The sequence below is a fragment of the Paraburkholderia caballeronis genome, assembly GCF_900104845.1.
GTDB classification, from domain to species: Bacteria; Pseudomonadota; Gammaproteobacteria; order Burkholderiales; family Burkholderiaceae; genus Paraburkholderia; species Paraburkholderia caballeronis.
On the sequence record NZ_FNSR01000003.1, the window covers coordinates 224334 to 247877 of the forward strand.

At 66.7% G+C, this 23544-nt stretch carries 22 protein-coding genes; 5 read left to right on the forward strand and 17 right to left on the reverse strand.

Annotated elements, in window-relative coordinates; translation table 11 throughout:
- Window positions 1–23: 23 nt before the first annotated feature.
- From BLV92_RS27820 to urtA, 17 genes are all read right to left on the reverse strand, one after another.
- On the reverse strand, window positions 24–614 hold the full coding sequence (locus tag BLV92_RS27820) for a TetR/AcrR family transcriptional regulator (RefSeq protein WP_090551868.1): 591 nt from the start codon (window positions 612–614) through the stop codon (window positions 24–26).
- Between the two features lie 103 nt (window positions 615–717).
- Window positions 718–1044: an antibiotic biosynthesis monooxygenase family protein gene (locus BLV92_RS27825; RefSeq protein WP_090551870.1), complete on the reverse strand. Its 327-nt coding sequence runs from the start codon at window positions 1042–1044 to the stop codon at window positions 718–720.
- Window positions 1045–1109: 65 nt separating this feature from the next.
- On the reverse strand, window positions 1110–2951 hold the full coding sequence (locus tag BLV92_RS27830; protein WP_090551872.1) for a nitric oxide reductase activation protein NorD: 1842 nt from the start codon (window positions 2949–2951) through the stop codon (window positions 1110–1112).
- 70 nt (window positions 2952–3021) lie between these two features.
- Window positions 3022–3861: a CbbQ/NirQ/NorQ/GpvN family protein gene (locus BLV92_RS27835; protein WP_090551874.1), complete on the reverse strand. Its 840-nt coding sequence runs from the start codon at window positions 3859–3861 to the stop codon at window positions 3022–3024.
- Entirely contained in the window at window positions 3858–5378 is a 1521-nt protein-coding gene (locus BLV92_RS27840) for an amidase (protein ID WP_166676931.1), read from the reverse strand. The genes BLV92_RS27835 and BLV92_RS27840 overlap by 4 nt, the downstream gene beginning before the upstream one ends.
- Complete coding sequence (locus tag BLV92_RS27845) at window positions 5308–6336, reverse strand: urease accessory protein UreD (protein ID WP_090551877.1); 1029 nt, start codon at window positions 6334–6336, stop codon at window positions 5308–5310. The genes BLV92_RS27840 and BLV92_RS27845 overlap by 71 nt, the downstream gene beginning before the upstream one ends.
- Entirely contained in the window at window positions 6337–6999 is a 663-nt protein-coding gene (gene ureG, locus BLV92_RS27850) for an urease accessory protein UreG (protein WP_090551880.1), read from the reverse strand.
- A 28-nt stretch (window positions 7000–7027) separates the two neighbouring features.
- A complete protein-coding gene (gene ureC, locus BLV92_RS27855; RefSeq protein ID WP_373681862.1) occupies window positions 7028–8731 on the reverse strand; it encodes an urease subunit alpha in 1704 nt (567 codons plus the stop codon).
- Between the two features lie 9 nt (window positions 8732–8740).
- Complete coding sequence (locus tag BLV92_RS27860) at window positions 8741–9439, reverse strand: urease subunit beta (protein ID WP_090551883.1); 699 nt, start codon at window positions 9437–9439, stop codon at window positions 8741–8743.
- Between the two features lie 18 nt (window positions 9440–9457).
- Window positions 9458–10138 (reverse strand): urease accessory protein UreF, encoded by a 681-nt coding sequence (locus BLV92_RS27865; RefSeq protein WP_090551885.1) that lies wholly within the window; start codon window positions 10136–10138, stop codon window positions 9458–9460.
- Entirely contained in the window at window positions 10131–10667 is a 537-nt protein-coding gene (gene ureE / locus BLV92_RS27870) for an urease accessory protein UreE (RefSeq protein WP_090551887.1), read from the reverse strand. The genes BLV92_RS27865 and ureE overlap by 8 nt, the downstream gene beginning before the upstream one ends.
- A gap of 31 nt (window positions 10668–10698) precedes the next feature.
- Window positions 10699–11739 (reverse strand): aliphatic amidase, encoded by a 1041-nt coding sequence (locus tag BLV92_RS27875; RefSeq protein WP_090551889.1) that lies wholly within the window; start codon window positions 11737–11739, stop codon window positions 10699–10701.
- Between the two features lie 49 nt (window positions 11740–11788).
- Window positions 11789–12478, reverse strand: coding sequence for an urea ABC transporter ATP-binding subunit UrtE (gene urtE / locus BLV92_RS27880; protein WP_090551891.1), 690 nt, complete (start codon window positions 12476–12478; stop codon window positions 11789–11791).
- Window positions 12479–12480: 2 nt separating this feature from the next.
- Window positions 12481–13218 (reverse strand): urea ABC transporter ATP-binding protein UrtD, encoded by a 738-nt coding sequence (gene urtD / locus BLV92_RS27885; protein WP_090551893.1) that lies wholly within the window; start codon window positions 13216–13218, stop codon window positions 12481–12483.
- 1 nt (window position 13219) lies between these two features.
- Window positions 13220–14362: an urea ABC transporter permease subunit UrtC gene (gene urtC / locus BLV92_RS27890; RefSeq protein ID WP_090551896.1), complete on the reverse strand. Its 1143-nt coding sequence runs from the start codon at window positions 14360–14362 to the stop codon at window positions 13220–13222.
- Window positions 14363–14364: 2 nt separating this feature from the next.
- On the reverse strand, window positions 14365–15267 hold the full coding sequence (gene urtB, locus BLV92_RS27895) for an urea ABC transporter permease subunit UrtB (protein ID WP_090551899.1): 903 nt from the start codon (window positions 15265–15267) through the stop codon (window positions 14365–14367).
- Between the two features lie 78 nt (window positions 15268–15345).
- Window positions 15346–16536 (reverse strand): urea ABC transporter substrate-binding protein, encoded by a 1191-nt coding sequence (urtA, locus tag BLV92_RS27900; RefSeq protein WP_090551900.1) that lies wholly within the window; start codon window positions 16534–16536, stop codon window positions 15346–15348.
- A 433-nt stretch (window positions 16537–16969) separates the two neighbouring features.
- Between urtA and BLV92_RS27905 the strand changes: the two genes are divergently transcribed.
- From BLV92_RS27905 to BLV92_RS27925, 5 genes are all read left to right on the forward strand, one after another.
- Window positions 16970–18136 carry a transporter substrate-binding domain-containing protein gene (locus tag BLV92_RS27905; protein WP_090551903.1) on the forward strand — a complete coding sequence of 389 codons (1167 nt, stop codon included), beginning with the start codon at window positions 16970–16972 and terminating at the stop codon, window positions 18134–18136.
- Entirely contained in the window at window positions 18133–18744 is a 612-nt protein-coding gene (locus BLV92_RS27910) for an ANTAR domain-containing response regulator (protein WP_090551905.1), read from the forward strand. The genes BLV92_RS27905 and BLV92_RS27910 overlap by 4 nt, the downstream gene beginning before the upstream one ends.
- A 147-nt stretch (window positions 18745–18891) precedes the next feature.
- Window positions 18892–19761: a cytochrome c oxidase assembly protein gene (locus BLV92_RS27915; RefSeq protein WP_090551907.1), complete on the forward strand. Its 870-nt coding sequence runs from the start codon at window positions 18892–18894 to the stop codon at window positions 19759–19761.
- A gap of 263 nt (window positions 19762–20024) precedes the next feature.
- Window positions 20025–20456: a hypothetical protein gene (locus BLV92_RS27920; RefSeq protein ID WP_090551909.1), complete on the forward strand. Its 432-nt coding sequence runs from the start codon at window positions 20025–20027 to the stop codon at window positions 20454–20456.
- A 1498-nt stretch (window positions 20457–21954) separates the two neighbouring features.
- Window positions 21955–23334, forward strand: a complete 1380-nt coding sequence (locus BLV92_RS27925) for a replication initiation protein (protein ID WP_090551912.1) — start codon at window positions 21955–21957, stop codon at window positions 23332–23334.
- Window positions 23335–23544: the final 210 nt, after the last annotated feature.

Consider the following 23544-nt stretch of genomic DNA (forward strand, 5'->3'; position numbering starts at 1 on the left):
CTTTATTAAAAGGCGAAAAAAATTTAGCGAAGCAGACGCGGCAACACCGCCTTTTCGAACCGGTCGAGCGCCTTGTTGCTGCGCTCGATCTTGCTGCGCATCACCGCCCCTTCATAACCTTCGATCACGATCGCGGCCAGTTCGCTCACGTCGACGTCGTCGCCGAGTTCGCCGTGCGCCTGCGCGTCGCCGAGACAATCCGCCAGCGCGCGCTGCCAGCGGCGCATCACGTCGAGCAGCATCCGGCGGGCGCTTTCGCTGCCCGTGGACAGCTCCAGCGACAGGTTGCCGATCAGGCAGCCCATCGCGAAGCCGTTGGCCCGATGGTCCTGCGACACCGCATGGAAAAATTTCCGCACGCGCGCAAGCGGCGCGACGCGGCCGTCGCGCAGCAGCGGGCCATGTCGCTCGTCGAGCGACTGCCAGTACTGTTCGAGGATTTCGGCCGCGAACGACTCCTTGCTGTCGAAGTAGTTGTAGAACGAACCCTTCGGCACCTTCGCCGCGTCGGTGATTTCCTGCACGCCGCAGCCGTTGAAACCCTGCTCGTGGACGACGCCCCGCCCGGCTTCGAGCAGACGGGCGCGCACTTCTGGATTCGGGGGTCTCGGCATTTTCTCTGTTCGGGCATTCGTCGGTCGTAGCAAGATAACCAGTCATCTATTTACTGTCAAGCACGACGCCTGACGCGAGATGGCAGCCGACGCAAACGGGCCGTCATTCCCCGCGCTCGAACCCATAGTCCCGCTGCACGATGCACACCCGCGTCCTGTAGCTCGCATACCAGTGCTCGCGCCCGCGCCGCTGCGCGGCCAGATGCTCGGCGTCGCGCTTCCACGCCGCGATCGATTCGAGGCTGTCCCAGTACGACACGGTGATCCCCACTTCCTCCCTTGCCGACTCGACGCCGAGAAATCCCGGCTGCCTGCGGGCCAGCTCGACCATCGCGCCGGCCATCTCCGCGTAACCGTCGTCCACGTCGGTCCGGATCGACGTGAAAATCACCGCGTAATAAGGGGTGGCCGGAGTCTGGGCAATCGACATCGCGTGGTCCTGTTTCGAGGGGATGGGGCTGTATGTTACCGCCGCATCGGCAACGCGGCACTCCGCTAACGCAGCGCCGCCCCCAGCCGCCCGAGCGCGCCCGCCAGATCCGACGCATCGCGCAGCAGCGCCACGCGCTCGCGCCCGAACAGCGCGGCCGCGTCCGCGACGCGGCCCGCATCGAGCGCGAGGCAACCGCACGCGATCCCGCGCGCGTCGAGTTCGGCCAGCGCGCGGCGCATGTCCGCGCGCAGATACTTCGGGTCGTAACTGTCGACGTCGAACGGCTCGCCGTCCGACACGACGAGCAGCGACGCGTGACGGCCGCCCGCTTGCGCGCCATGCCGCATGCCGTGCCGCGCGACGCACGCCGCCGTATGGCGCAGCGCGGCGCCGAAGCGCGTGGACAGCGACGGCCGCACGCTCATCAACCGCGTGTGCGCCGCCGCGTCCCAATCGACGTCGAAGTCCTTGAACACATGAAAACGCACGCGATGGCGGCCGTCCGAATGAAACCCGTAGATCGCATACGGCCGGCCGAGCGCGCGCAGCGCCTGCGCGAGCAGCGCGCCCGTTTGCGCGGCGACGCCGATCCGCTCGCCGGCCGACGCGGACAGGTCGAGCAGCACCGCGAGCGGCGCGCCGCGCGGGCGCGAGCGACGCAGCACGAAACCCTTCACGTCGGTCGCGACGCCGCGGCGCGCGTCGATGCGGCCCGCGATACACGCATCGAGGTCGAGCACGTCGCCTTCGTGCGCATGCAGCTTGCCGGCCGGCTCGCGATGGCGGCCGGAGCGCAACAGCGCGGCGACACGCGATGCCGGCAACGCAGCCGGACTGGATCGCGCGTCGTCGTCGGCAGTCGGCCGCACAGGTGCGATCGTCTGCACGCTGCACCAGTTCGCGCGGTAACGGCGAATCACGTAGTCCCATTCGTGATACCGGTCGATCGGCGCAACCGCTTCCGGCGCGTCGTCGCCTTCGCGCATGCCGGCGGCCACCGGCGCGGCCGCCGGTTCATCGCGGGTTTCGGATAATGGCGTCGCTTCGCGCGACGGCTCGCGCACCGCGTCCGGTTGCGGCTCGCCTTCGACCGGCGCCGCGCTGCGCTCGGGCGCGGGCTCGTCGGCGGACGCCGCGAGCGGCGTCGGCGGCAGGTCCCACAGCAGGCTGTTGTCGTCGCGATAGGCGGCAACCGGCTCATAGGTCCGCGCGTTGAACTGCACGCGCATCTGCCCGAGGTCGTTGCCGAGCAGATTGCCGAGCGACCGCGCGATCGTCGGATCGGCGCCCGCGCAATGCGCGTAGGCATCGTCGAAACGCGCGCGGGCCTTCATCACCCAGCTTTCGGGATCGGCGTAACCGGGATCGAGCAGCGCCCGCGCGAGCCTCGCCATCAGCGCGGACGCGGTGCGCGCGCTGTCCGGCCCGACACGGTGGAACGGCAGCCACCACGCGAGCAGGCCCGGATAACGCGCGAGCGCGAGGCGTTCGACGCGCGCGTCCTCGATCAGCCCGACCAGCACGGTCTGCAACGGCCGCAACGTGCCGGGTTCGAAGCGCGCGGTGGACCACGTCAGATGCGCGGCCGCGTGCGCGACGCTCGCGAGATCGAGCACGCGCCGCGAGCGACTCGACATCGGCTCGATATCGCCGCGAGGCAGCAGGATCGACTGTTCGGTGACGATCGGAAACGCGGTGTTCGTATGAGGCGCGTCAGCGTTGCCCACATGCGGCAAGTCCGGCTGCCGCCGCAGCGCAGGCGCGACGCTCCACGCGGCGCGCAGATATAGCGTCAGCGAACGCAGCGCGGCATCGTCGGCGACCGTCGATGCGCGGCCCGGCGAAGCGCGAACGAGATCGCTCTTCGACGCCCCCCTAGCCGCCCCGCCCCCGGCCGCAGGCATCGCCGCAACATCGCCCGCGCGAGCGTCACCGGGCCACCCTCCGACACGCGCCGCCATCGCCGCCACCCCGCTACCGGAACGCGCTGTCCACGAGCGCGAGCAGCGCGTCGCGCGCGGCCGCGTCGTCGGTCAGCGGCTGCACGATCGCGATCCGGCAGGCGGCCTTCTCCGCCATCCCGCGCGCGATCAGCGTCGCCGCGTACACCAGCATCCGCGTCGATGCGCCCTCGGGCAGCGCGACGTCGTCCAGCCCGCGCGTGCGCCGCGCGACCGCGACGAGCGTCGCGGCCCGTTCGGCGTCGATGCCGCCTTCATGCGCGACGATCCGCGTTTCGGCGTCCGCGTCGGGCCAGTCGAGGTCGAGCGCGACGAAACGCTGCCGCGTCGACGGCTTCAGGTTCTTCGACACGTGCTGGTAGTGCGGATTGAACGACACCACCAGCATGAAGTCCGGATGCGCGGCGATCAGCTCGCCGCGCCGGTCCACCGGCAGCACGCGGCGCGCATCGGTCAGCGGATGGATCACGACGGTCGTGTCCTGGCGCGCCTCGACCACTTCGTCCAGATAGCAGATCGCACCGTGGCGCACTGCCTGCGTAAGCGGCCCGTCCTGCCAGTAGGTGCCGTTGCCGTCCAGCAGATAACGGCCGACCAGGTCGCTCGCGGTCAGGTCCTCGTGGCACGCGATCGTCACCAGCGGCCGGCCGAGCCGCCACGCGACGTGTTCGACGAGCCGCGTCTTGCCGCAGCCGGTCGGCCCCTTCAGCATCACCGGCAGACGCGCGGCGCTCGCGGCCTCGAAGCATTCGAGTTCGTCGCCGGCCGGTTCGTACCACGGCCGGCTCGCGATCCGCCACGCGTCGAGCGACGTCTGTGCCTGCGCGGCCTGCGTCGCGTGCGGGCGCGTCATGCCGCCCCCTGCTCGTATGCGTGCGCGGCGCGCAGCACGGTCGCGTCGTCGAAGTGGCGGCCGGTCAGCATCAGCCCGACCGGCAGGCCGCCGCTGCGACGGCACGGCACCGAGATCGACGGATGCCCGGTCAGGTCGAACGCCGACGTGTTCGCGCACATGTTCAGCGCCTCGCGCACGAAGGTCCTGCGGTCGGTCTCCTGGTCGGCGAGCAGGGGATGCGCGGTCTGCGGCGTGGTCGGCATCGCGACGAGGTCGTACTGCGCGAACACGCGCTCGTACGCGGCGTTCAGCTGCCGCGCGAGGTTGCGCGCCCGCGCGTAGAACACGCCGTCGTAGTAGTCGGTCATGTACGCGGCGACCAGCACGCCGAGTTTCGCCGTCGGCGAGAAGTCGCCGCCGTGCGTGCGGATGCCGCGTCCCATCGCGGACATCAGGCGCGGGTCGTACACGCCCTTGTTCTGATAGCTGTGATGGCCGGAGTAGAAACTCGCGACGCCGCCCTCGATCGCGACCGCGTTCCACACCGGAATCGCGCTCAGATGCTCGGGCACCGACACGGTCTCGACATGCGCGCCGAGTTTCGCGAGCGCGCTCACCGCTGCTTTCACCGCGTCGTCCACGTCGGGCTGCCCGTGCGCGGAGCCGAAGCCCTCTTCGATCACGGCGATCCGCAGGCCCCGGATGTCGCCGGTCAGCGCCTGCGTGTAGTCGCGCGGTTCGGCCGCGCGCGTCTGGCGCGGGTCCGCCGCGTCGTCGTCGGCGCCGGCGATCACCGACAGCAGCAGCGCCGCGTCGGCGACGGTGCGCGTCATCGGCCCGATGTGGTCGATCGTCAGGTCGAAGCCGACGATGCCGGTATACGGCACGAGCCCGTGCGTCGGCTTGTGCCCGACGATGCCGGACCACGACGACGGAATGCGGATCGACCCGCCCTGGTCGCCGCCGATCGCGAAATCGACGAGCGACGTCGCAACCGCCGCCGCCGACCCGCACGACGAGCCGCCCGCGAGATGCGCGGGATTCGCCGCGTTCAGCGTCGGCCCGTACGCGCTCGTATGGCCGCCGCCGGAGAACGCGAAGTCGTCGGTGTTCAGGATCGCGGTGATGTGCGCGCCTGCGCCGAGCAGGCGGCGCACGATCGTCGCGTCGTGGACCGGCGTGAAGTCGTACAGCAGCCGCGACGCACACGACATCGGAATGCCGGCCACGCAGATGGTGTCCTTCAGGCCGATCGTCCGGCCCGCGAGGCGGCCGTCCGCGCCCGGCAACCGCACCGAACACGCGCGCACGACCGCGTTCAGCGGGTCGTCGGCGCGCGCGGGCCGCTCGCCCGCGATCCGCACCGCCGGCAGCACGTCGCGCGGCGGGTCCGGGTACTGGTCGAGCGTGTCGTACAGCCCGAGGTTTTCGCAGACCAGTTCGTGGAACTGGTCGAGTTCGACTTCAGTCAGGCACAGATGCCGGCTGTCGCTGATGCGTTGCAGGTCGGCTTTCGAAGGACGGCGAAGAGTCACGGATAACCTCGCGATTCGAAGGAGCGCGAAGCGCGCGCGGCGCTCCGCAGGAAAGGCCGTCGAGCGCGCGGGACGCCGCCTCGACGGCCGTGGAAAGGAGTGCGCGCAGCGCGGGCGCGTCGGCGGCGAGGATGCGCGCGAACGCGCCGCAAGCGCCGGGCAGCAGCCCCGCGCCCGCGTAGGCTTGCCGGCCGTCCGCGTGCGCCAGTGCGTGAGCAAGCGCAGCGGCGACTTCGCGCGCCGCGTCGCCGCCGGGCGTCGGCGTCGGCGTCGAGCCGGGTTCGTCGTCTGCCGCGTCCGCGCCGATCAGCACGAACAGGCCGCCATGCGCGGCGAACGGCCGGCCCGCCGCATCGGCCGCATCGGTCACGCCGACCTGGCCCGACGGACCCGGCTCCAGCACGAAGCGGTCGAGCGCGAGCAGCCGGCCGCGCGGATCGTGCACCGCGACCGACGCGTCGAGCCGCGCGAAGGTCGCGCCGCCGCGCGCCGGATCGTGCGTCAGGTACGCGTCCGCGAGCAGCACCGCCGCGCGCGGATGCAGCGTGACGTCGATCGCGCTCGCAAAGCGCGCGCGCGGAAACAGGATCGTCGGTTCCGGCAGCCACGCGACGCGCGCATGCGGATGCGCGTCGATACCGACGTGCGACGCAGCGTGACCGTCGGTCATCGTATGCACGATCGTCGCCGCGGCGGTCTCGATGCGCGCGTGCGCGCCGTCGGCCGCGACAAGCCGCTGCGCGACGCGGTCATGCTCGAACAGCCCGCCCGAGCATGACTGCACGATCACGCGCGCGTCGCCGTCGCGCGCGCCGTCGAGCCGCCGGCCGACATGGAACGGATAACCGGCGCGCTGCCACGCAAGCCACGTACGCCCCGCGCGCGTGCGCTCGAAACGCAGGTCGAGTTGCGGCGCGGCGGGCATCGTGGTGTCGTGCATCGGACGGGTCGCGGACATTCAGCGCGCGTCGAACAGCACGTTGTCGACGATCGCATCGACCACCGCTTCGACGCCTTCGCCGGTCGCGCAGTTCGTCAGCGCGACCGCGCGGCCGTCGCGCACGACGCGGGCCTCGTCGGTCATCCGCGCGAGATTCACGCCGACGTACGGCGCGAGGTCGAACTTGTTGATGACCAGCAGATCGCACGACAGCACGCCGAGCCCGCGCTTGCGCGGTATGTCGTCGCCGGCCGCGACGTCGATCACGAAGATCCAGTAGTCGACCAGATCGAGCGAGAACGACGACGCGAGGTTGTCGCCGCCCGATTCGATCAGCACGAGTTGCAGCCCTGCGTAACGCTCGTCGAGTTCGTCGGCCGCCTGCAGGTTCAGCGTCGGGTCCTCGCGGATCGCGGTGTGCGGACACGCGCCCGTTTCGACCGCGAGCACGCGCGCCGGGTCGATCAGCCCGCTGCGGCGCACGCGCTCCGCGTCCTCGCGCGTGACGAGGTCGTTCGTGATGACGGCGAGGTCGATGCCGCGCGCGGCGAAGCGCGGGATCAACTGCTCGACGAGCCGGGTCTTGCCGGAGCCGACCGGCCCGCCGATGCCGACGCGCGCCGCGCGGCCGGCGCCGGTCGCCGCCGCCTGGACGGCAGGTTCCGCTGCAACGTGATTCATGGTGAGATCCTCATCGGTGAAAACGCGCCTAGCGCAGCATGTAACGGCGGCTCAACGGCACCTCGCGCGCGGGATCGCAGCGGATCACGCGGCCGTCGATCGAGACTTCGAACGTCTGCGGGTTCACGGTGATCGCCGGGCACGCGTCGTTGTGCAGCATGTCGCGCTTCGTCAGCGTGCGGGTGCCGCGCGCGGCGACCAGCCCTCTCGCCAGGCCGAGCCGTTCCTTCAGCCCGTGCTCGATCGCAAGCGGATTCACGAAGTTCACCGCGAGCGAAGAAGGCGCGCGGCCGAACGCGCCCCACTGCGGACGCATCGCGAGCGGTTCGCACGTCATCAGCGACGCGGCCGAATCGCCCATCGCGCCCCACGCGATGAAGCCGCCCTTCACGACCACTTCCGGCTTGATGCCGAAAAACGCGGGCCGCCACAGCACGATGTCCGCGAGCTTGCCCGCTTCGAGCGAGCCGACCGTGTCCGCGATGCCGAACGTGCGCGCGGCGTTGATCGTGTACTTCGCGACGTAGCGGCGGATGCGCTCGTTGTCGCCGCGCGCGGTGCGCTCTTCCGGCAGCCGGCCGCGCTGGTCCTTCATCTTCGACGCAAGCTGCCATGTGCGGCAGATCACTTCGTTGATGCGTCCCATCCCCTGGCTGTCCGAGCCGAGCATCGAAATCGCGCCGAGGTCGTGCAGCACGTCCTCGGCGGAGATCGTCTGCGCGCGGATGCGCGACTCCGCGAACGCGACGTCCTCCGGCACCGCCGGGTTCAGGTGATGGCACACCATGATCATGTCGAGGTGTTCGTCGAACGTGTTCACCGTGTACGGGTTCGTCGGATTCGTCGACGACGGCAGGCAGTTCAGCCGCCCGGCGACGGCGATGATGTCCGGCGCGTGGCCGCCGCCCGCCCCCTCGGTGTGATACATGTGGATCGTGCGGTCCTTCATCGCGGCGACGGTGTCTTCGAGAAAACCGGCCTCGTTCAGCGTGTCGGTGTGCAACTGCACCTGGAAGTCGTATTCGTCCGCGACCGCGAGGCACGTGTCGATCACCGCGGGCATCGCGCCCCAGTCCTCGTGGATCTTCAGGCCGAAGCAGCCGCCGCGAAGCTGGTCGATCAGCGAGCGCGGCTTGCTCGAATTGCCGCGGCCGAGAAAGCCGAAGTTCAGCGGCCACTGCTCGGACGCCTGCATCATGCGGCCGACGTTCCATGCGCCGCCGCAGTCGATGCCGACCGTGATCGGCCCGAGCGAGCCGCCGATCAGCGTCGTGAGCCCCGACGCGAGCGCGTGCTCGCATAGCTGCGCGGAATCGAAGTGCACGTGCACGTCGATGCCGCCCGGCGTCGCGATCAGCCCTTCCGCGTCCTTCACGGTCGTCGCGACGCCGCAGATCAGTTGCGGATGCACGCCGTCCATCACCTGCGGATTGCCGGCCTTGCCGATCGCGACGATGCGCCCGTCCTTGATGCCGATGTCGCCCTTCACGACGCCCAGCACCGGGTCGATCACGGTCGCGTTGCAGATCAGCATGTCGAGCGCGCCGTCCGCGCTGTCGTGGCCGGCCATCAGCCCCATCCCGTCGCGCAGCGTCTTGCCGCCGCCGTGCAGGCATTCGTCGCCATAGACGGTGTAGTCGTGCTCGATCTCCGCGAACAGCGACGTGTCGCCCAGGCGCACCGCGTCGCCGACGGTCGGGCCGAACATCTCCGCATACGCCTTGCGTGTCATCGTGACCATTCACGCTCCCTCGAAACCACGCGACGCGGCGCGCGCGAGCGCCGCATCGCGGCTGCCCGGCGCGTCGAGCGCGCCGTCGGTCAGACCATTGAGGCCATAGATCTCGCGCGTGCCGCCGAACGCGACCAGCGCGACCTCTTTTTCGTCGCCGGGCTCGAAGCGCACCGCGGTGCCGGCCGGAATGTCGAGGCGCATGCCGAACGCGCTCGCACGGTCGAAGCGCAATGCACGGTTCGCCTCGAAAAAATGGAAGTGGCTGCCGACCTGGACTGGCCGGTCGCCGGTGTTCATCACCCGGACCGCGCCGCGCTCGCGGCCCGCGTTCAGTTCGATCACGCCGTCCGCCGCGACGATCTCGCCCGGCACCGGCGCATCGGCGGCCCGTTCGCCCGCACCCGCGCGGATCGGCTGATGCACGGTCACGAGCTTCGTGCCGTCCTCGAACGACGCCTCGACCTGCAGCATCGGCACGAGGTCCGCGACCCCCGGCAACACGTCGTCCTCGGTCAGCAGCGTCGCACCCCATGCGATCAGGTCCGCGACGCTGCGGCCCTCGCGCGCGCCTTCGAGAATCTCGTCGGCGATCAGCGCGACCGCTTCGGGATGGTTCAGCTTCAACCCCTTGTCGCGATGCCGGCGCGCAAGCTGCGCGGCGGTGTAGAGCGTCAGGCGCTCGTATTCGGTCGGTGTCAGCAACATCCGGATGCTCCGTTCGGTTCAGTTCGCGAACAGCCGCGCGTCGTGCGCCGCGTGCCGCAGCGCGGCGATGTCGGCCGCGAAAGTGGTGGACGACAGCGCGGCCGGCTCGGGCGCGTCGCGAGACAGCACGTCCGCGAGCGGCGCGCGCAGCGACGCGAGCACGCGCTGCGCGTCGAGATGGCCGACGAGGCCGAGCCGCACCGCCGCGCTGACCGCGCCGGTGCAGACGGTGTGCGCGGACACCGCGCGCGCGTCGTCGAGGCCGATGCCGAGCGCGCGCCACACGCCGCCCTGCACGGCCGGCAGATGGCCCGGCGACGCGCGTTCCGCGAGCGCGTCGCGCAGCCGCCGCGCGGCGTCGAGACCAAGCCGCGCGTGCACGTCCGCGAGCGTGCGGCCGAGCCGGCGCGAACCGCTGCGCAACGGCTCCGGCAGCGTCATCGCCTCGCACAGCGCATCCGCTTCGCGCCACGCGTCGAGGTCGTCGCCCGCGCGCCACGCGGCGCAGACGATGCCCTGGTCGAAGGTCGCCCAGCGCCGCAGCGCCTGGGTGCGCACGAACGCGGCGAGCGTGCGCGCATCGACGACCAGCGCGTCGCGGCGCAGCGCCTCCAGCCCCCACGAGAACGCCATCGCGCCGCCCGGGAAGAAGCTGTCCGCCTGCTGTAGCGCGGCCAGCGCGCTCGCGTGGTCAGTCATGCGCGTGGCCCGCGTGCGGATGCGGGTGGGCATGCGCATGCGAATGCGGGTGCATCGCGCCGTCGTGCGCGCCCGCTTCGTCCGCGGCGACACGCGCGACCTGCCCGCTGCCGAGTAGCGGCGCGAGCCGTTGCAGGTAGTCGTCCGCGGGGCCTTTGAGCGCGATGTCGAGCTGCGCGCCGGCGAAGCGCACTTCCCAGTGCATGTTGCCCGCGAAGTAGCCGAGTTCGAGCGCGGCGGCCGCGTTGCGCGGCACGATGCGCAGCCACTCGGTGCGCTTCGTGCGGACGACGAGCGCGCCGTCGCCGTCGAGCCGCAGCACCGCGCCGTCGAACAGATGCGTATGCCGGTCGAGCGCGATCCCGCATTCGCGGCCGTGCTCGGTCGTCACGCGCAGCCGGTGGCGGCGGATGTCGTCGGCCGCCAGCGTCACGTAATCGACGCGGCCGCGATGCGCGAGGTCGTGCAGCAGGCTGGCCGTTCGCTCGTCCGATGCGCGGCCGACAATCGACGTATAGGTCGTCACCATCCGTGGGCCTCCGTCGGTGTGTGCGCCGCGTTCAGCGATGCGCGAGGTCGGCGGGGTTCGGGATGCCCGGCACCGGACATTCCTCCGTGCCGGGCGTGCCGCGCGTCAGCGCCTCGACCATCTTGCGCGTGCCTTCCGGATCGTTGACCCACTTCGAGTAGAAGTCGTACGGGCATTCGGCGACGCCGTCCGCCTCCTCGCGCGAATTGATCTTGCCGGTGTAGCCGCGATGCAGCAGCTTGTACAGGTGGTTCTCCGACTGCATGTTCTTGCGCGCGTCGCGAATCAGGCTCGTCGACAGCGCCGCGTACTGGATGCCGTACTCCTCCTCGCCACATTCGCCCAGCGTGCGGCCGTCGAAACCGACGATCGCCGAGTGGCCGAAGTACGAATACACGCCGTCGAAACCCGCCGCGTTCGCGACCGCGACGTACACGTTGTTCGCCCACGCCATCGCCTTCGCCATGATGACCTGCTGCTCTTTCGCGGGGTACATGTAGCCCTGGCAGCGCACGACGAGTTCCGCGCCCTTCATCGCGCAGTCGCGCCAGATTTCCGGATAGTTGCCGTCGTCGCAGATGATGAGGCTGATCTTCAGCCCCTTGGGCCCTTCGGACACGTACGTGCAGTTGCCCGGATACCAGCCCTCGATCGGCACCCACGGCATGATCTTGCGGTACTTCTGCACGATCTCGCCCTGGTCGTTCATCAGGATCAGCGTGTTGTACGGCGCCTTGTTCGGGTGCTCCTCGTGGCGCTCGCCGGTCAGCGAGAACACGCCCCACACGCCCGCGCTGCGGCATGCTTCCGCGAAGATCGCGGTTTCCTCGCCGGGCACCGACGCCGCCGTGTCGTACATCTCCTGCTGGTCGTACATGATCCCGTGCGTGCTGTACTCGGGGAAGATCACGAGGTCCATGCCGGGCAGGCCCGACTTCATTCCCTTCACCATCTCCGCGATCTTGCGCGCGTTCGCGAGCACTTCGGCCTTCGTGTGCAGGCGCGGCATCTTGTAGTTGACGACGGCGACACCGACGGTGTCGCGGCTGCTGGAAATATCGCCGTGTAGCATGGCTGCTCCTTTCGGGGTGGAAAGCGGCGCGCAGCGCGCGCCGCATGAATCAGATCGTCAGGTAACGCATGATCCGGTCGGCGTCGACGTTCTCGCGCCGGTCGGCGTGCACGAAGCGGCCCTTCTCGATGATCAGGAAACGGTCCGCGATGTCGAGCGTGAACGCGAGCACCTGCTCGGACACGATCAGCGCGAAGTTGCGTTCGCGCTTCAGCCGGTTCAGCGCGCGCGCGATGTCCTTGATGATCGACGGCTGGATGCCTTCGGTCGGCTCGTCGAGGATCAGCACCTTCGGCTCGGTCACGAGCGCGCGCGCGATCGCGAGCTGCTGTTGCTGGCCGCCGGACAGGTTGCCGCCGCGCCGCCGGCGCATCTCCCACAGCACCGGGAACGACTCGAACACGTAGTCCGGTATCTTCGGCTTGCGCACGCGGTCCATGCCGGTCAGGATGTTTTCCTCGACGGTGAGGTACGGAAAGATCATCCGTCCCTGCGGCACGAAGCCGAACCCGGCCGCGACGCGCTCGTAACTGCGGGTGCCGGCGAGATCGGCGCCGTTCAGCACGATGCGGCCGCTGCGCGTCGGGATCATGCCGATCAGCGACTTCAGCAGCGTCGTCTTGCCCATGCCGTTGCGGCCCATCACCGCGACGGTCTCGCCGGCCGCCAGTTCGAAGCCGACGTCGTGCAGCACGTGGCTCTCGCCGTAATACACATTCAGGTCTTCGATCGACAGCATCGTCAGTGCCCCAGATAAACTTCGATCACGCGCGGGTCGTTCTGCACGTTGTCCATCGTGCCTTCCGCGAGCTTCTTCCCTTGATGCAGCACCGTGACCTTGTGCGCGACGGACTTCACGAACTCCATGTCGTGCTCGATCACGACGACCGAGCGGCCCGCAGCGATCCGCCGCAGCAGCGCGCCGGTCTGCTCGCGTTCCTTCGCGCTCATGCCGGCGACCGGCTCGTCGAGCAGCAGCAGGTCGGGCTTCTGCATCAGCAGCATGCCGATTTCGAGCCACTGCTTCTGTCCGTGCGACAGCAGCCCCGCCTTGCGGTCCCGGTGCTCGGCCAGGAAGATCGTGTCGGCGATCTCGTCGATCGCGGCGCGCACCTGCGCGTCGCGGCGGAAGAACAGGCAGCCGACCACGTCGCGCTGCTTCGGATACGAGATTTCGAGGTTCTCGGCGACGGTCAGGTCTTCGTACACGAGCGGGTTCTGGAACTTGCGTCCGACGCCCGCGCGCGTGATCTGGTATTCGAGCATCCGTTCGAGGTTCAGCCCGTTGAACACGATCGTGCCGTAGCTCGGTTTCGTCTTTCCGCAGATCATGTCGAGCAGCGTCGTCTTGCCCGCGCCGTTCGGCCCGATCACGACGTGCAGCTCGTTTTCCTCGACATAGAAGTTCAGGTCGTCGATCGCCTTGAAGCCGTCGAACGACACGGTCAGGTTCTCGACGGAAAGGATCATCTGTCCCATCTCACGCCTCCCGCTTCGGATCGAGGCGTTCGAGCACGCCCGCGAGGCCTTTCGGCAGGAACATCGGCACGACGATGAACAGCGCGCCGATCAGGTACAGCCACACGCCGACGAACTGCTCGGACAGGTAACTTTTCGCCGCGCCGACCAGGATCGCGCCGTACACCGCGCCGACGAGCGACAGGCGGCCGCCGACCGCCGCGTAGATCACCATCTCGATCGACGGCACGATCCCGCACACCGACGGCGACGCGAAGCCAACCTGCAGCGTGAACATCGCGCCGCCGATCGACGCAAAGAGCGCGGCGACCGCGAAGACGAAACCCTTGAACAGCGCCGGGTCGTAGCCGGAGAAGCGGATGCGGTCCTCGCGGTCGCGGATCGCGATCAGCACCTTGCCGAGCCGGCTTTTCAGAATGAAGCGGCCCGCGAGGATCGTCGCGATCAGCAGGCATGCGCTCACGTAATACAGCACGTACACGGCGGTGTCGCTCTGCACGCTGCGGCCCATGAAGGTCGGCAGGTTCGTGATGCCGTTGATGCCGCCGGTGTAACCCTGCTGGCCGATGATGACGATCGTCATGATCGACGCGAGCGCGAGCGTGACGATCGAGAAATACACGCCGCCCACGCGCTTGCGGAAGTTCGCATACGCGAGCACGAACGCGAGCAGCGTCGGCACGATCACGATCGCGGGCAGCGCGAACCATGCGTGCTCGAACGGCGCCCACCACCACGGCAGCGTGTCGATGCTGTTCCACGTCATGAAGTCCGGCACCGGCGGGCCGCCGTTGCCGAACACGGCGGCGGCCGGGTCGGCGGCGGTCGCTTCGAGCTTCATGTACATCGCCATCATGTAGCTGCCGAGCCCGAAGAAGATGCCCTGCCCGAGGCTCAGGATGCCGCCGTACCCCCACGTGAGCACGAGGCCGACCGCGCAGAATGCGAAGCTCAGGTACTTGCCGAACAGCCCGATGCGAAACGAGCCGAACACGAGCGGAATCGCGACCAGCAGCAGCAGCGCGAGCAGGGCGAGCGACAGGCGCCCGTCGAACAGCAGCGACTGCCACGCGCGCGGGGCTCGCACCTCGGCTGCGCCGGCCGCATCGTCCCGTTGCGACGAGGAAAGCGGAAGTTCTTTCATGGTTAGCGTCGAACCTTCAGTGCGAAGAGGCCGTTGGGACGGAAATACAGCACGACGATCACGAGCAGCAGGATCGACGCCTTCGCCATCGACCCGCTCAGGAACAGTTCGAACATCGACTGCAACTGGCCGATCGTGAACGCGGACAGGAACGTGCCGACGAGGCTTTCGATGCCGCCGAACACGACGACGACGAACGTGTCGACGATGTATTGCTGCCCGGTGCCGGGACCGGTCGACGCGATCATCGTCAGCGCGCTGCCCGCGATGCCGGCAAGACCGCAGCCGACCGCGAACGTGACGGCATCGACGCGTTCGGTGTTGATGCCGGCCGCGCCGGCCATCGCCCGGTTCTGCATCACCGAGCGGATGCGCAGACCCCAGCGGCTGCGGAACAGGAACAGCCACACGCCGAGCGCGACGACGAGCGTGAGCCCGATGATGAACACGCGCGCGAGCGGAATCGCGATGCCGGGCGTCACGTTCCATGCGCCTTGCAGCCAGCTCACGGTCGGCACGCTGACGTCGATCGGGCCGAACACCTGGCGGAACAGTTGTTGCAGCACGAGCGACAACCCCCATGTCGCGAGCATCGTGTCGAGCGGCCGCTTGTAGAGGAAGCGGATCATCGCGCGTTCGAGCACGAGGCCGGCCGCGCTCGTCGCGACGAACGCGGCGACGATGCCCACGATGAAATACGCGCCCATCAGCGAAGGCAGATAACGGCTGAACACCACCGACGTCAGATACGTGGTGTACGCGCCGAGCGCCATCAGCTCGCCGTGCGCCATGTTGATCACGCCCATCAGGCCGAACACGATCGCAAGGCCGATCGCCATCAGCGCGAGCACCGTGAACAGCGACAGGCCGTTGAACACCTGGGTCAGAAAGGTATCGAGAGTCATCGTTTCCTCATTGCCGCGACGCCGCCCGCAACGCCGGGCGGCCACCGTCGTGCGCCGGCGCGCGGCCGGCGGCAGGCATCACAGTTTCGGGAACGGATTCGGTTCGATCAGCGGCGACTCGTACACGATGTCCACCTGCCCGTCCGGGCGGAACGCGCCGATGCGCGCGTGTTTCCACAGGTGATGGTTGGTCGCGTGGAAATGCACGTTGCCTTCCGGCGCATCCCAGCCCAGGTTCGACGAGGCGGCGACCACCTTCGGCACGTCGAAGCTCTTCGCCTTCTCGGCCGCGAGCTTCCACAGGTACACGGACGTGTAGGCAGCTTCCATCGTGTCGCCGATCACGCGGTCCGCGCCGTAGCGCGACTTGAACGCGGCGACGAACCTGTCGTTCTGCGGATTCTTCACGCTCTGGAAGTAGCCCATGCACGACAGCACGCCGACGAGGTTGTCCGGGCCGATGCCGATCGCCTCTTCTTCCGTGACCGCGAGCGCCATGATCGGCTGGTTCTTGCCGTTGATGCCGACCGAGTTCAACTGCTTGTAGAACGCAACGTTCGAGCCGCCGACGATCGTCGACAGGATCACGTCCGGCTTCGCGGCCTTGATCTTGTTGATGACCGACGAGAACTCGACCGTGCCGAGCGGGAAATAATCCTCGCCGACGACGGTGCCGCCCGCCTTCGCGATGGTCGGATGCGCGATCCGATTGGTCGTGCGCGGCCAGATGTAGTCGGAGCCGATCAGATAGAACTTCTTGCCCTTGTTCTTCGCGAGCCAGTTCACCGCCGGGATCACCGACTGGGTCGCTTCCTGGCCCGTGTACATGATGTTCTTCGACATCTCCAGGCCTTCGTAGTACGTCGGGTAATAGAGCAGCCCGTTATAACGCTCGAACACCGGCAGCACCGCCTTGCGCGACGCGGACGTGTAGCAGCCGAACACCGTCGCGACCTTGTCGCTTTCGAGCAGCTTCTGCGCCTTCTCCGCGAAGGTCGGCCAGTCGCTCGCGCCGTCCTCGACGATCGGCTGGATCGGCCGGCCGAGCACGCCGCCCGATGCGTTGATCTCGTCGATCGCAAGCTTCTCCGCATCGACGACGTGCGCCTCGGCAATCGCGACGGTGCCCGTCAGCGAGTGCAGGATGCCGACCTTCACCGGGTCGGCGGCGGATGCCGCGCGCGAGCCCAGCATCATCGTCGTGGGCAGCGCGGTGGCTGCGGCACTTGCAAGCGCGGTCTTCAAAAAATCGCGTCGGGTGTTCTTCATGGCGCCTTTCTCAAAAGTTGAAGACAAAAAAAAGCCCGGCAGCCAGGGCAGACCTGGACTGTCGGGCTTTTTTGGCCGGTGCCGCACAAGACGCCTTTGTCTCGCACGACGAAATTCATTAGGATCGAGGGTGCAGCTCTGAACCTCCACGCTCGATCACGCGCAGTGCAATGCAAGAGCCATGCCATTGGTAGAACGAAACGCGCCGCCCATCAGCCCATCGCGTCGCAATGCCTTTTGGCTGGGTACATTAGTGGCAGCCCGCACAACGTGATCGCAGTCCCGCACGCATCGAACCGCGCGACGTTCGCGTCCCCCACTCTGGGGTGACGGCGCACGAAGCCGGTGCATCGACGCGCTGCATGCACAATGTGCGCGCTGGCGAAACCGAATCCGATACCCGCACGACGCGGGTCTGAATCAGGCATTCAACATGACTTCATCGTCCAGCGACCCCATCAAGATCGGCGTGCTGTTTTCCTCGTCGGGCGTGACATCCGCAATCGAGCTGTCGCAGCAGCGCGCGACGATTCTTGCCGCGGAGGAGATCAACGACGCGGGCGGCATCGACGGCCGCGAACTGCAACTGGTGCTGCGCGACCCCGCCTCGACGCCCGCGCGTTACGCGACGCTGATCGAGCAACTGATCGTCGACGAGCAGATCCGCGTGGTGATGGGCTGCTACATGTCGAGCACGCGCAAGGCGGTGATGCCGCTCGTCGAGCGGCACAACGCGCTGCTGTTCTATCCGACGCTTTACGAAGGATTCGAGTACAGCCGCAACGTGATCTACACCGGCGCGGCGCCGAACCAGAACAGCCTGCCGCTCGCGGACTACATGCTCACGCACTTCGGCTCGCGCGTGTTCATGGTCGGCTCTGACTACCTGTATCCGTACGAATCGAACCGCATCATGAGCGACCTCGTCTACGAGCGCGGCGGCGAAAAGCTCGCGGAGGTGTATCTGCCGCTCGACGCGGACTGGGACAGCTACCTCGCGGTCGCGAAGCGGATCGCGGCGCAGGCGCCGGACTTCGTGTTCTCGACGGTGGTCGGCACCGGCATCGCGCATCTGTATCGCGCGTTCGCGGAAGTCGGCCTCGATCCGTACCGCACGCCGATCGGCAGCCTGACGACGAGCGAGACCGAAGTCGCCGCGATGGACGCCGCGCTCGGCGAAGGCCACCTCACCGCGGCGACCTACTTCCAGTCGGTCGACAACCCGGTGAACCGGCGCTGCCTTGCGAACTATCACCGCCGCTTCGGCGACCATCACGTGACCGACATGTGCTGGGAAGCCGCGTACTTCCAGATGCACGTGCTCGCGAACGCGATGCGCCAGTGCGGCGGCGACGACGTGAACGCGCTGCTGAACACGCTGCCGGGCCTCGAACTGGATGCGCCGCAGGGCCGCGTGCGCATCGACGAGCACAACCACCATACGTATCTGCATCCGCGCATCGGACGGCTCGACCGGCGCGGGCAGTTCGAGATCGTCAGCGAGGCGAGCGGCTGGACGCGCGCCGACCCGTTCGTGATTTCCCATTCGCTGGTCGAGCCGCCGGGCCTCGCCAGCCCGGCCGCCGAGGTGCAGCGATGAAGCAGAGAAGCTCGTCGCGCACGCCGCAGGCGTTACGCGACATCCGGTCGATGAACGTGGTCGCGATCCATCCGCAGGACCAGGACGGCGACGAACTGCTCGCGCAGTTGCGCCGCATCGGCTGCAAGGTGCAGATGGTGTGGCCCGCGCAGGACAGCCTGCCCGAGGCGACCGACATCGTGTTTCTCGCGGTGCGGCCCGAGACGCTGTGCACGACGCTGCCGTGGCTCGACGCGCGCGGCGCGCCGCCGGTGATTCCGGTCGTCGCGTACGAGAACCCGATCATCATCGAGGCGGTGATGCAGCTGGGCGCGTATTGCGTGGTGCCGTCGCCGGTGCGCTCGTTCGGGTTGCTGACCGCGATCGCGGTGACGCTGAACCAGCATCGCAACCGGCAGACGATGGAGCGTTACGTGCGCCGCGTCGAGGAGAAACTCGCGGAGCAGCGGCAGATCCAGCGCGCGAAGACCATCCTGATGGAAACGCGCAGTCTGTCCGAGCGCGACGCGTACGAACTGCTGCGCTCGCAGGCGATGACGAAACGCGAGCCGATCGAGTCGATCGCCGATGCGATCATCAAGGCGCATGAGGTGTTGGGGTTCAGGTAGCTGAGTGCGTGGGCTGCTGTGGACCTACGCGACAGGTACCCGGCGCTGGGAGCCGTTGCGCTGTGGCGGCGCGTTGCCTGCTACCATCGAAAGCACTGCGCCTGAGGACTGCCCTGAAAGGCGTTACCCTCGCGATCCCCGTTCGCCATGCCCCTGCTGAAGTTCTTCGAGCCGTGGGAGCCGTCGCCGGTTCTCGTCGTCATCTTCGTCGCGGCCGCGGTGCTGTTCGCACGCGGCACGCGCCGCGTGCCGGTCAAGGTCGGTTTTGCGCGCCAGGCGATGTTCTGGACCGGCCTCGCGTTGCTGTATGTCGCGATGCATACGCGCGTCGATTATTACGCCGAGCATCAGTTTTTCGTGCATCGGCTTCAACATCTGGTGCTGCATCACCTCGGGCCGTTCGTGCTGATGGGCGCGTATCCGGCGAGCGTGCTGCGCGCCGGCCTGCCGCTCGCGTGGCGGCGCGCGCTGCGGCGCTGGGAACAAAGCGCGACGGGACGCGCAATCGCGGCGGTCGTGCTGAACCCCGCGTTCATTTCGGTCGCGTTCGTCGTGTCGGTCGTGTTCTGGCTCATTCCGTCGGTGCAGTTCGTCGCGATGCTCGACTGGCGCATCTATACGTTCATGAACTGGTCGGTCGCGGCGAGCGGGCTGCTGTACTGGTCGATGCTGCTCGACCGTCGGCCGTCGCCGCCGAGCCGCACGCGGCCCGGACTGCGCGTGCTGTCGCCGGTAATCACGATGACGCCGCAGATTCTGGTCGGCGCGATCATCACGTTTTCGGCGCGCGACCTGTATCCGGTGTTCACGCTGTGCGGGCGCGCGTTCACGTCGGTGCCGGTCGCGCTCGACCAGAGCCTCGGCGGGCTGATCATGTGGGTGCCCGCCGGCGTGATCGAGGCGATCGGCGCAATGATCGCGCTGCGGAACCTGATGCGGATTTCGACGCTGCCGGGACGGGTGGTCCGGAAGGCGCGGCGGAAGGGGTTTGGCGCGCGGGCGGTGCCGCAAAGGTAGCCGCTCTGCTTCGCGCTTTTCTTCTCCTGAGGTTTTGTCCTCTTTCGTGCCGGTGGCCGGATAGGTCACCGGACCGCGGCGTGCTCCGGACCGGAAGCGTGTTCGGGCTTTTCTTTTGCGCGGTGGCGGTCCCGATGGTTTGTTTCGATGGGGACCCTGGGCATGGGCAATGCGGGACCACGCGTCTTTCCACGTTTTGCATCGGTTCGGCGTCGCGGCTTGTCATAAGCGCGTTGTCTCCGGGCCGATCATGGAGGACCGCGATGAACATCCGTTTTGCAGGAATGGCGCTGCTGGCAGCCCTGTCGGTTTCGGCCGGAACGGCGCGCGCTGACGATATCCCATCACCGTGTACCGCACTGAAGCACATCGTCGCCGCCCGGCAGGACGGCTTCGGCGCACTGACTCCGGCCGACGGCCGGGGCGTTTCAGAACCGTACGGCAGCGATCCGCGTTGCTCGGCCGGACGCGGCTCGTACCAGTGCGAGTGGACGCCGCATCAAGATGCGGGAACCGCGACGGATGCGCTGGAAGGCGTGGCGGCGGACATCGCATCGTGCCTGCCGGACGCGACCCACGACGTCAATTCGCCTTCCCGGCAGCATTTCTATCTGGGTGAGCGAGGTAACCGGACGCAGATCACGGCGACGACTATTGGCGCAGGCCGGGTCAGGCTGACGGTTTCAGGTAACTAGTTTTGTGGGAAGGGCCGGGAGCCGGAAGCGGGAGGCGCTGTCGGGGCGGCTAATGGTAACCGGCTATGGTGTCTGGGATCGGCGCGATTGCCGTTGAGACCCTGAGGTCACTTTTTGGTTGGACGGCGGAGGATTCAAACTGGTGTTGCGATGCAGAAACGGGGGTTCAGGTCGGCTGGCTGGCGCGGCAAACGGTGTTGACGTGAACTGGGCGGTGCTGAAGATCCCATAGACAGAGACCTTCGATGGTCACTCGATCCCATAAATGGCCACCTTCTAGTTTGCATTCTTTAAAAATCAACTGGTTATCTTATGAACCCGATGTAGTGTCTCAGGATTGGGCTGTGAATTGTGCTGCCGAAGCGCACCCAGAGACGCCTTTTGCCATCAAGGTATCCATCTATGGGAGCTATGTTGGCGAAATCCTGGATCGTTAGGGTTCCGGTTTTGGGGGGACATCTTTTTCCAAAGACACAGGTTTTAGTGTTTACCTTAACGCTTTAAACCCTTTAGTAAACCTTTAGCAGCGGCAATGCCTTACCCAGCAAGGGTTTGCGGGCGATATGGTGACGGGTTCTGGGACTTGGGAGCCGGCTTATGGGAGCTGAGGGTTGTGGATATGGGAACTGGGTGCCCGTCGTTGGGAGAAATGGGCGGTGGATATGGGGGAAAGGTGCCTCTCCATGGGAGAAAAGCGCTGTACCGCGTTGAGGTAGCCATTTATGGGAGCATTCGAAGGTCACCTGTTATGGTGTCTGCGCCGTGAGTGAGTGGTTGCTCCGGTACCTTTTCCAGCGGCTGCTTTCCCCATAAAGGTATCCATTTATGGGGCCTTCAGAAGGTAACCGGTTGTGGGTGCGTTCTGAAGAACAGGGGCGCTTGCTGCGCGCCGATTCGAGGCCCTGTCATAACCGCAACGCAAGCCTGGATGGGGTTTTGTGGCTCCTTCGAGGTAACTGGTTATGGGGGCGGCTCAAGGTAACCGATTATGGTTTCTTTGTCCGCTGGAGCTGTGCACTCCCCCGTGACCGGCCTGGGGAGTGAGGTAGCCGGTTATGGGATGGTCCTTAGGTAGCCATCAGTGGGATCTGTCCTGTTGGCTGAGCCGTGGGGGCGGCTCGATCCGAACTCCTGATTTCTTCCTATAGACGGTTACCTTTGGCGAGTCACGCTCTCGTAAGTGTGAACTCACTTTCGCTGGAAAGGTTGCTGGTTATGGGTACCCGGCACTTGAAGGGCAAAGGTCGCCGTTTATGGGAGCTATTTGGGTTCGATGTCCGTTCGTGGGCCAAAGGTGTCTGGTTTTGGGATCGTCGATCCGGCCGGATCTCGTGGAGGGGGGCCGCTCGTCGACATGCATCATCGGACGATCAGGATTTTCGGTAACGCCCGATAGGTCACCGGATTGGCGCGGCGGAACGGCAACGGACGGTTGAGTCACCGGGGCCGTTGGTATACAGTTACCTGTTGATTAGGTTCCCTTTTAATTGTGGGCGACATGGCTAGAAAGAAGGCGGATGCCGGCGATGCGGAAAAACAAGGAGCACTCGTCTTCCAGCAGGGCCAGCCGCCCGACCTGTTTCGCAAGGCCGTCCCCGCGATTCATATCGCGCCGAAGTCCGGGTCGATCAGCCTGCAACAGCGGAAGATGTTCAGCTCGCTGATCAAGAACGCGATCCGGCAAGACTCGCTGGAACCCGGGCGCTCGTCGTTCGAGATCACCATCTCGGCGCTGTCCCAGGACGTGGACCTGAACAGCAACAACACCGAGTACGTGAAAGAGACGATCAATTCGCTGATCAGCACCGTCGTCAACTGGGACTATCTCACGCAGGACAAGCGCAGCATCTGGAAGGCGTCCGGCCTTCTCGCCGGCGCCGAACTCGAACGGTCGGTGCTGCGCTATACGTTCTCGGAACAGATCCGCGGCGAACTGCTGAATCCCGAGATCTACGCGATGATCGATATGCGGATCACGCGTCAATTCCGTAAGGCTCATTCGCTTGCGCTGTGGGAAAACGTCGTTCGTTATGAGGCGGTCGGGATGACCGCGCGTTTTCCGCTCGCGACGCTGCGCGATCTGATTCTCGGGCAGGATACGTCCGCCCAGTCGTACAAGCTCTACAAGCAGTTCAAGAGCCGGGTGCTCGTGCCCTGCATCAAGGAGGTCAACGAGATTTCGGATCACCTCTTCGAGTTGATCGAGCACAAGGTTGGCCGGTCGGTGGTGGGCATCCAGTTCCGTGTGACGCGCAAGCCGGAAACCGATCCGTCGAAGGAGATGCGCGGCAACGAGAGCCTGCTGATCGCCGAGATGGCGAAGTTCAGCATTCCGGTATCCGAGGCGCGTCGCCTGTTGAAACAATACGGCGAAGAAAAGATCCGGACGGCGGTGGCCTATACGGCCGCGCGGGTCGCGCAGAAGAATGCCGCCCCGCTCGCCAATATCGCTGCGTATTTCCGCAAGGCGGTGATGCAGGGTTACCAACTGCCTGGTGCGGCTGCGGTCGGCGGCGGTGTGACGGCCGAGGCGCCCCGTGCGCGGGAAAGTCAGGATCAGGTGAAGGACCGCTACATCGCCGCGAAGATGGCCGACGCACGCGGGTATTTCAACGAACTCGAATACGACGATCAGACGGCGTTGATCAAGCGATACAACGACTCGGTCGGGATGGACAAGCTCAAGGTATCGACGTCGAAGGTGCCGACGAAGATGGCATCGACCAATTTTTTCCGTTGGCTCGTGCTGGATACCTGGGGGCAGCCGACCGCTGCCGATCTGCTCGAATTCCTGTTGAGTGGTCAGCAGCCGGTGACGTCGGGTGAAGGTTCGGTGTCCGGGGACATTGATCTCGCGATCAAGTCGCGGCCGAATTGAGCGGTGGCGCTTCTGACGCGCTAATTTCTGATTGTCGGGTATTTTCAGACTGGATTTCCGGAATCAAATCACGATAAATTTGATATAAATATCAACGTGATTTTAGAGGCCGATTTTCGGTTGATGGCCAATATGAACAATCCCCAACATCTTCTCAAACGCCCTTCTGGGCATTTGCAATACTAAAAGACCGCGCCGGTAGCTCAGCGC

What these genes read in the sequence shown, in the direction of transcription:
- BLV92_RS27845 (WP_090551877.1), bottom strand. Translation starts at nt 6,336, where the DNA reads ATGTCCGCGACCCGTCCGATGCACGACACCACGATGCCCGCCGCGCCG.
- BLV92_RS27920 (WP_090551909.1), top strand. Translation starts at nt 20,025, where the DNA reads ATGAACATCCGTTTTGCAGGAATGGCGCTGCTGGCAGCCCTGTCGGTT.
- BLV92_RS27860 (WP_090551883.1), bottom strand. Translation starts at nt 9,439, where the DNA reads ATGTTGCTGACACCGACCGAATACGAGCGCCTGACGCTCTACACCGCC.
- BLV92_RS27820 (WP_090551868.1), bottom strand. Translation starts at nt 614, where the DNA reads ATGCCGAGACCCCCGAATCCAGAAGTGCGCGCCCGTCTGCTCGAAGCC.
- urtD (WP_090551893.1), bottom strand. Translation starts at nt 13,218, where the DNA reads ATGGGACAGATGATCCTTTCCGTCGAGAACCTGACCGTGTCGTTCGAC.
- urtB (WP_090551899.1), bottom strand. Translation starts at nt 15,267, where the DNA reads ATGACTCTCGATACCTTTCTGACCCAGGTGTTCAACGGCCTGTCGCTG.
- ureC (WP_373681862.1), bottom strand. Translation starts at nt 8,731, where the DNA reads ATGACACGCAAGGCGTATGCGGAGATGTTCGGCCCGACCGTCGGCGAC.
- BLV92_RS27825 (WP_090551870.1), bottom strand. Translation starts at nt 1,044, where the DNA reads ATGTCGATTGCCCAGACTCCGGCCACCCCTTATTACGCGGTGATTTTC.
- BLV92_RS27910 (WP_090551905.1), top strand. Translation starts at nt 18,133, where the DNA reads ATGAAGCAGAGAAGCTCGTCGCGCACGCCGCAGGCGTTACGCGACATC.
- urtA (WP_090551900.1), bottom strand. Translation starts at nt 16,536, where the DNA reads ATGAAGAACACCCGACGCGATTTTTTGAAGACCGCGCTTGCAAGTGCC.
- BLV92_RS27905 (WP_090551903.1), top strand. Translation starts at nt 16,970, where the DNA reads ATGACTTCATCGTCCAGCGACCCCATCAAGATCGGCGTGCTGTTTTCC.
- ureE (WP_090551887.1), bottom strand. Translation starts at nt 10,667, where the DNA reads ATGGTGACGACCTATACGTCGATTGTCGGCCGCGCATCGGACGAGCGA.
- BLV92_RS27915 (WP_090551907.1), top strand. Translation starts at nt 18,892, where the DNA reads ATGCCCCTGCTGAAGTTCTTCGAGCCGTGGGAGCCGTCGCCGGTTCTC.
- urtE (WP_090551891.1), bottom strand. Translation starts at nt 12,478, where the DNA reads ATGCTGTCGATCGAAGACCTGAATGTGTATTACGGCGAGAGCCACGTG.
- urtC (WP_090551896.1), bottom strand. Translation starts at nt 14,362, where the DNA reads ATGAAAGAACTTCCGCTTTCCTCGTCGCAACGGGACGATGCGGCCGGC.
- BLV92_RS27875 (WP_090551889.1), bottom strand. Translation starts at nt 11,739, where the DNA reads ATGCTACACGGCGATATTTCCAGCAGCCGCGACACCGTCGGTGTCGCC.
- BLV92_RS27865 (WP_090551885.1), bottom strand. Translation starts at nt 10,138, where the DNA reads ATGACTGACCACGCGAGCGCGCTGGCCGCGCTACAGCAGGCGGACAGC.
- BLV92_RS27925 (WP_090551912.1), top strand. Translation starts at nt 21,955, where the DNA reads ATGGCTAGAAAGAAGGCGGATGCCGGCGATGCGGAAAAACAAGGAGCA.
- BLV92_RS27835 (WP_090551874.1), bottom strand. Translation starts at nt 3,861, where the DNA reads ATGACGCGCCCGCACGCGACGCAGGCCGCGCAGGCACAGACGTCGCTC.
- ureG (WP_090551880.1), bottom strand. Translation starts at nt 6,999, where the DNA reads ATGAATCACGTTGCAGCGGAACCTGCCGTCCAGGCGGCGGCGACCGGC.
- BLV92_RS27830 (WP_090551872.1), bottom strand. Translation starts at nt 2,951, where the DNA reads ATGCCTGCGGCCGGGGGCGGGGCGGCTAGGGGGGCGTCGAAGAGCGAT.